The 2,149-nt window shown below is 73.8% G+C and carries 1 protein-coding gene and 1 pseudogene; both read left to right on the top strand.

The window, feature by feature from the left end:
• Window positions 1-280: pseudogene (locus tag ACTIDRAF_RS0218490) on the top strand (lycopene cyclase family protein); the annotation flags it as partial.
• Window positions 281-659: 379 nt separating this feature from the next.
• Window positions 660-2,149: ABC transporter ATP-binding protein (locus ACTIDRAF_RS0218485; protein WP_039788082.1), on the top strand; the 1,490-nt coding region annotated here is incomplete at its 3' end.

Raw genomic sequence — 2,149 nt, 5'->3', positions numbered from 1 at the left:
GGCGGTCGCCGGGGCGCACGGCGTGCTCTGGCCGCCCGCGGCGCGGATGGTCCACGCCCTGCGGTTGCGGGGCCGCGAGGCGCTGCTGGGGCTGTCCCCGCGCCAGACCAGCAGGTTCTTCGAGGCGTTCTTCGGGCTGCCGGCGGAGCTGCGGACCGCCTACCTGTCCTCACGGCAGGACCTGGTGGGCACGGCGTCGGCGATGATGGCCCTGTTCGGACCGGCGAGTCCGGACCTGCGGGCCAGGTTGGTGTTGGGCAGCCTGCTGGCCCGTCCCTGAGCACCCGCACCCCGGGGCCGAACGGCCCGCCGTCGTGGCCTGGCGGGCCCCCACCGTGCACGCGGCACCGGGCGGCCGGTGCTCCGAGGGCCGTGCGGCTGGCCGGGGACGCCGGCACCGGCGCGCGGTGCGCTGCCCTCGGGCGGCGGCGCCGGCTCGACCGCAGGGATCACGCACCCGGTCACGGAACGCTCATGACTCCTGACACGTTGGTGATGTCGGGTCGTACCCCGCTGAGGCAGGACGTCGACAGCACGTGACCCCGGGCGCCTGCTCACGCTCGCCGTGACCACCCGGCTGGCCGCTCCGGCTGACGTCGCCCGCCTCCTCCAGCGCTGGGGACGCGACCGCGCCGAGCGACGACCACTGGGGAGACTCCGTGACGAGACCGAGAAACGCCGGAACCGCAGCCGAACCGCGGCAGGGCGATCAGCACCGAGGTGCCTGGCGCACGCTCCTCGCCTATGCGAGGCCGCACCGGGCCGCCCTGATCGGGGCTGGACTGTTGAGCCTGGTCAGCAGCGCCGCCGGGCTGGCCCAACCGCTCGCGGCCCAGTCGCTGGTCGCGGCCCTGGGCGCCGGCGAGGACATCGGTGACATCCTGCTGCTGCTCACGTGCCTGCTGGTGGCGGGAGCGGTCGTCGGAGCGGTCGGGGAGTACGTGCTGGGGCGGACCGCCGAGTCGGTCGTGCTCTCGGCGCGAGGACGCGTCGTCAACCGGGTCCTGCGCCTGCGGGTCTCCGCCTATGAACGGACAGCGCCGGGCGACCTCATGTCCCGGGTCACCTCGGACACCGTCCTGCTGCGCGAGGTCACCACCCGGTCGCTGGTGGACGGCCTGACCGGCTCGCTCACGCTCGTCGCGGTGATCGTGCTGATGGCCGTCCTCGACCCCGTCCTGCTCGGGGTCACCCTGCTGGTGTTCGTGTTCGTCGGCCTGGTGCAGGGCGTCGTGCTCCCCCGCATCCAGCGGGCGACAAGGCGGTCCCAGGAGTCCGTGGGCGTGATGGGCGCCGAACTGGAGCGGGTCCTCGGTGCCTTCCGCACTGTCAAGGCGTCGGGGGCGGAACACCGCGAGCTCGACTCGATCCAGCGGGCGGCGCGGGCTGCCTGGAAGGAGGGCGTGTCGGCCGCGCTGTGGCGGGCGGTCGCCGGAACCGCGTCGGAACTGTCCGTCCAGATCGCGTTCCTCGCCGTCCTGGGGGTCGGGGGGATGCGGGTGGCCTCGGGTGCCAGCGACGTCGCGACCCTCGTCGGTTTCCTCCTCTACCTCTTCTACCTGATGGGCCCGATCTCGATGTTGCTCAACGCGGCCGCCCAGGCACAGGTGGGACTGGCCGCCGTGGGCCGGATCAACGAGGTCGACACCATGCCCGCGGAGGAGAGCTCCGTTCCCACCGCCACGGCCGACCGGCCGGTCGAACCGGCGAGCGTGCGGTTGGAGGAGGTGGTCTTCCGCTACCCGGACGCGCCAGAGCCGGTCCACCACGGAGTGACCTTCACCGTGCCGCCCCGGGGGCTGACGGCCCTGGTGGGCCCCTCCGGAGCCGGGAAGTCGACCGTGTTCGCCCTGTTGGAGCGGTTCCACGAAGCCGAGAGCGGCCGTGTCCTGGTGGACGGCAGGGACGTCACGGAGTGGCCGCTGGCCGACCTCCGCGCCAGCATCGGTTACGTCGAACAGGACACCCCGGTCCTGGCGGGCACGCTCCGGCAGAACCTGCTGCTGGGCACTCCGGACGCGGACGAGGCGGCCCTGGCCCGGGCACTCGACAGCGCCCGGCTGAACTCCCTGGTCGCCAGGCTCCCGGAGGGGCTGGACACGGTGGTGGGCCACCGGGGCACCACGCTCTCCGGCGGGGAACGGCAGCG

This window comes from Actinoalloteichus spitiensis RMV-1378 (genome assembly GCF_000239155.1).
GTDB classification, from domain to species: Bacteria; Actinomycetota; Actinomycetes; order Mycobacteriales; family Pseudonocardiaceae; genus Actinoalloteichus_B; species Actinoalloteichus_B spitiensis.
The sequence above is the reverse complement of the archived record's forward strand: the minus strand, read 5'-3'. Positions and strand labels throughout refer to the sequence as shown.